Source organism: Pseudovibrio sp. POLY-S9, from assembly GCF_001431305.1.
Lineage (GTDB): Bacteria > Pseudomonadota > Alphaproteobacteria > Rhizobiales > Stappiaceae > Pseudovibrio.
Genome location: NZ_LCWX01000207.1, coordinates 10,591 through 14,626, shown reverse-complemented (window position 1 = coordinate 14,626; position 4,036 = coordinate 10,591). Strand labels below are relative to the sequence as shown.

Sequence of the window (4,036 nt, the reverse complement as noted above, 5' to 3'; positions counted from 1 at the left end):
AAGGAGAACTAGACCTAAAAAAAGGCTGGTCACCAAACCTCAAACTGGGGAAATTTGGTCCAGCACTTTTGGGGAAATTTGACCCAGCATTGACACCATCGTTGATTTTAAACCGGTACAGCGCACCCAACTTGGCGGCGCGCCAGATCTTGAAAAAGTGCTGGAATCTGGTGAATTCCAATACGGCACAATGGGTGAAGGCAAAGAGGTCTATGCGCTCGCCACTTACGGTAAGATCATCGCCATCACCCGGCAAGCCCTCATCAATGATGACCTGGACGCCTTTACCCGCATTCCACGCTCGTTCGGGGCGTCCGCTGCAGATCTTGAAAGCGATATCGTCTACGCCATTCTCAAGGACAATCCGGTCATGCAGGATGGCACCGCGCTGTTCCATGCAAAGCATAACAATCTGGGAGCTGCTGCCAAAATTGATGAGACATCGCTCACCGTGGCCTACCGCGCCTTTGGTTTGCACAAGGGGCTGGAAGGGAGGCTGATTTCCATCCAACCACGCTACATCATCACGCCGCCGGGTCCGCGCTCGGTGGAAGCACGCAAGCAGATTACTGCGACCACACCGGCCAACACCTCAGACGTCAACGCCTATGCCGGACGCCTGGAGCCTATCGAAGAGCCGCGCCTCATCCCGGCATCAGGTCAAGATCCCTGGTTCCTGGCCGCCGATCCATCACGCATAGATACGGTGGAGTTCGCTTATCTGGAAGGTCAGGAAGGTGTCTTTACCGAAACCCGAACGGGCTTTGAGGTGGACGGTATTGAGCTCAAGGCCCGGCACGACTTCGCTGCCAAGGCCATTGATCATCGTGGGCTCTATAAGAACCCTGGTGCGGCGGCGGGATGATGCCACAAAGGTCTAGGACACAGCCACTACTAGTTCAGCCTGATCCTCCAGAGCCGGGTGTGGGACTGAAGCCTTCTTAGAAGGCTAACCTATCTCTAATGCCCAGCAAAACGTTGCACCTTCACTTTTTTCTAACAAACGTCAGGAGATCTTTAATAGGCTGCAGCAACTCTCTCAAATCTTTTACAGGCTTAGATAGCTCAACAACTTTGGGCAGCAAATCCCTAGGAAAGGATGGAAAGGCACTTGGATCAGAGATTAACCGATCTGCAAGCAGTTTCGCCGTGTAACCTGTAGCACCTACAGGCAACAGAACTAAGCCATTTTCAGCTGCAATTTCAAACTCGCGCAGCATTCCATCAGCATTAATTACTCGTTCATTATCCAACTTATTTCCAAAAAGAAATAATGCTATTCCTGCAGAGGGTATAAAACCCCTTCGGTAATCCTCCCACAACTTTTGGCGTTCGTGGTCATCATCCACGAACTGAGGAAACGGGCGAATAAGTAGGTGCTCATCAATATGTTTGTCTAGACTACGATAAACTTGTTCCAAAGAACCCGTAAACAGTGCGTTACCAACCCCCAATCCAAGCCCTGTTGCAACGCGAAAAGAATCGTCAATTAGCATAGAGCCGAGTTGCCGCATAAAAGTAACAACTTCTTTTTCACCCCAGGGCTCAAAAACTGAAGCACTAGAAGAAACAAAAATGGTGTTTGCCCTATACTGACGGACAATCTCTTCAAGAGCTTGAGTAATTTCACTGTAATCATCAACCAGCAGAGCCTTGATGTTGAATCTTTTCAAATCCTCAATCATCAAGTTTTGCCTTACTGAAGCATGCTTAAACTCAGCCTCAGATTCCTCCGCCATTTTCTGTCGCTTGCGAAAGAAGGCGAAGTGTCGGCGCTGATGGTTCTCAAAGGTAACGCGGACCCTCGACAGTATGTAGTCAAGATTGGGATCAGAAAAGCTAAAGCCAATGAATACAAAGGTCTTCGAGACCAAATCCCCTGAGAGGGTGTTTATGAATGCACCATGAGTACGGTAGTACTTCTCGTAGTCATCTTTTGTGATTATTGCATCTTGTGGATGTTCTACATCACCATGCATTTTGTAAACCACTGCATCTCGCTTTGAGCGAGTATTTGCTAGTTGTTTGACGGAGTGCTTGATATCAGCAATTTTTCCCTCATCTCTAATGGATGTCTCGATAAGACTGTCATAATTAGTCGTCCAGAACGTGGAAATGGGGAGTTTAGCTAGAAGCTTGTGATTTTCAGTAGGGTGAACATTCCTACCCAACGCATCCAGAATTGCTTGACTTACAACATGGCGATTCATACCACTAGAGTTAACGTGAAACTGCGCCAGTGCGACTAAATCGCTTTCCAGTTCAATATCCAAACTTAGCTCTTGAGCGACTGGCGTTAGTAACTCCTTCCAGTCTACAAATCCAGCAGGAACAGATGCTCCTGCTCCCAAAAACACAGCAGCGTTTTGAGCCTGAACCTCCTTAAGAAAAGCATCTACAAACAGTTTAATATCTTTTTTCAAAATGAACCTCGTGGTTCTGATATTTCCAAACATAAAAGTGGCCGCGCAGCAGAAAACCACCCAGCCTATTGATAAACTTTACTTATATTGTTTCCTTATAGAAATCGCTTCCTCTATCCAATCTTCGACGTTCTCTTTGATTGAGGCATATTTTTCCTTACTGGAGCTTCCAGAAGGCGTTTTCATTGGTGGGATCTTGCCAAGAGTAACCATTTTATCGCCTTCTGATACTTTCAAGTCCAAGAATGGATTAGCACCTTTTGTTGAGGTATTACCGTCTAGGTCTTTGAGGCCGTTGATGTGAATACCCAGAACACCTTTTCCATCCTCCCAAGCCTTTCTGATCTCATACTTAACCCAGGGCCGAGACGCTGTCTCACTTCCCACCAAAACGACGACACATGACTTTCCTGACATATTCGCATTTATCCATCGCTTGATGGCCGCGTCACCAGTCTTCTTAATCTCCTCCCACTTGTTTGGAGTAACTGCGGAGTTACCTTCTAGAGCGTTCATATTTCGAACTAATTGTGTCCGGGAATGGTCATTTTTAAAATGAAAGCTGAAAAATACTTTGCGCGCCATTGCTAATGTCCTTTGTTGCGATGAGAAAGCAGACCAAGAATCCTAAAACTCGGAGAGCCAATTGTTGCTAATATGTTCCTGAATAAAAAACAATTCAAGGTTGCATAAATCCTTAATCATACAATTAAGTACATTCTCACGTTTGCGCTCTCTTTCCGCACGAACGATACCGTTTCAAGTAAACCATCGAAAAGGTTATAGCCATGAAGAACTTCATCTCTCAGGGAAACACGCTGACGTTCACCAACGACACAGGCGCGATGGTTGCTTCCGGCTACGGCGTCCTACTCGGCACCATCTTCGGCGTCGCAGCTAGCGACATCGCAGAAAACGCAGGCGGTGTTTTGAACTTGGTTGGCACCTATGAGCTTACCAAAGCCCCCTCTGAAGCCTGGAGCCTGGGCACCGCTGTCTATTGGGACAACACGGCCAAACACTGCACCAATGTTGCCACCAACAACACGCTTATCGGCGCGGCTACCGAAGCTGTCGGCGGTGGAGCTACTGACATTCTCGGCAAAGTTCGGCTCAACGGTTCCTTTGGCTGATGGAGTTCTTCTCCTCAGCCATTGATCTGATCTTTGCCGATGACAGCATGGCCCGATCTGCGCTGTATCGCAGGCAAGGCGAAGGTAGTGGCCTGCTAGTTCGCATTATCCTACGCTCCCCCGATGCCCTACAGCAGTTTAACAGCGGCAGGTTTCGACAAGATGCCATGTTCATTGATGTGCGGGTAAGCGCAGTCCCTGAGCTATCCAAACACGATACCTTCGAGCTTTTAGCCGACGATGGAACACCCTCAGGGCAAGTCTATGAGCTTACTGGCGAACCAGCCCGAGACCGTGAACGGCTCATTTGGCAGGGAGAAGCCGCCAGCTTATGAAGCTTCTCGTCAGCGTTAAAGGCTCTCCAGAAGACCTGATGGCAAAGGAGCTGGAGCTTGCCGAGAACGCTGTCACCAAAGGCATTCGCTCTGCCGGTAAGGGGCTCAAGGATGATTGGCGTTCTCAGATCCAAAGCGCCGGCCT

General features: G+C 48.4%; 5 protein-coding genes. 3 read left to right on the top strand and 2 right to left on the bottom strand.

Features of this window, described 5'->3' with window-relative positions; genetic code table 11:
• Positions 1–157: 157 nt before the first annotated feature.
• Positions 158–865 carry a hypothetical protein gene (locus PPL9_RS21005; RefSeq protein ID WP_208989521.1) on the top strand — a complete coding sequence of 236 codons (708 nt, stop codon included), beginning with the start codon at positions 158–160 and terminating at the stop codon, positions 863–865.
• Between the two features lie 121 nt (positions 866–986).
• Here the strand turns inward: PPL9_RS21005 and PPL9_RS21000 are convergent, their stop codons facing one another.
• Together PPL9_RS21000 and PPL9_RS20995 are read right to left on the bottom strand one after the other, a co-directional pair.
• Complete coding sequence (locus PPL9_RS21000) at positions 987–2,423, bottom strand: SIR2 family protein (RefSeq protein ID WP_057464524.1); 1,437 nt, start codon at positions 2,421–2,423, stop codon at positions 987–989.
• A 78-nt stretch (positions 2,424–2,501) separates the two neighbouring features.
• The gene (locus tag PPL9_RS20995; RefSeq protein ID WP_057464522.1) at positions 2,502–3,008 is read right to left on the bottom strand and encodes a TIR domain-containing protein; all 507 of its coding nucleotides are present in this window, start codon (positions 3,006–3,008) and stop codon (positions 2,502–2,504) included.
• 203 nt (positions 3,009–3,211) lie between these two features.
• Here PPL9_RS20995 and PPL9_RS20990 point away from each other — a divergent pair, with 203 nt between their 5' ends.
• Together PPL9_RS20990 and PPL9_RS20985 are read left to right on the top strand one after the other, a co-directional pair.
• Entirely contained in the window at positions 3,212–3,556 is a 345-nt protein-coding gene (locus tag PPL9_RS20990) for a DUF2190 family protein (RefSeq protein ID WP_057464521.1), read from the top strand.
• Entirely contained in the window at positions 3,556–3,891 is a 336-nt protein-coding gene (locus tag PPL9_RS20985; protein WP_057464519.1) for a hypothetical protein, read from the top strand. Before PPL9_RS20990 ends, PPL9_RS20985 begins: the two co-directional genes overlap by 1 nt.
• The last annotated feature ends 145 nt before the right edge of the window (positions 3,892–4,036 follow it).

What these genes read in the sequence shown, in the direction of transcription:
- PPL9_RS20995 (WP_057464522.1), bottom strand. Translation starts at nt 3,008, where the DNA reads ATGGCGCGCAAAGTATTTTTCAGCTTTCATTTTAAAAATGACCATTCC.
- PPL9_RS20990 (WP_057464521.1), top strand. Translation starts at nt 3,212, where the DNA reads ATGAAGAACTTCATCTCTCAGGGAAACACGCTGACGTTCACCAACGAC.
- PPL9_RS20985 (WP_057464519.1), top strand. Translation starts at nt 3,556, where the DNA reads ATGGAGTTCTTCTCCTCAGCCATTGATCTGATCTTTGCCGATGACAGC.